Origin of the sequence: Chromobacterium subtsugae (assembly GCF_001676875.1) — a bacterium.
Lineage (GTDB): Bacteria > Pseudomonadota > Gammaproteobacteria > Burkholderiales > Chromobacteriaceae > Chromobacterium > Chromobacterium subtsugae.
Window position 1 is genome coordinate 1 of the sequence record NZ_JYKA01000069.1, and the last position, 238, is coordinate 238.

Consider the following 238-nt stretch of genomic DNA (forward strand, 5'->3'; position numbering starts at 1 on the left):
GACGGTTATAGTGCAGCCCGGACTCATCGTCATGATACTGTCCCTGGAAGCGGAAGGGGTTGCGGATGCCGGCTTTTGAGGCGGCGTCGGCGATGACTTCGCGCGCTTCGCCCAGGCTTTGTAGTCCATTTCCAGCGCGAGCAGGCCTTGCTCGTCGGTCAGCGCTTGCGGGGTGCCCAGGTGGTCGTTGTGGTAGTAGTAGACCGCCTTCGGCGCTTGTGGCTCCGGACCGGCCTGA

At 63.4% G+C, this 238-nt stretch carries 1 protein-coding gene; it reads right to left on the bottom strand.

Features of this window, described 5'->3' with window-relative positions:
• Positions 1-238, bottom strand: a 238-nt coding sequence (locus MY55_RS22365) for an RHS domain-containing protein (protein ID WP_208856086.1), incomplete at both ends; no start/stop codon positions are given.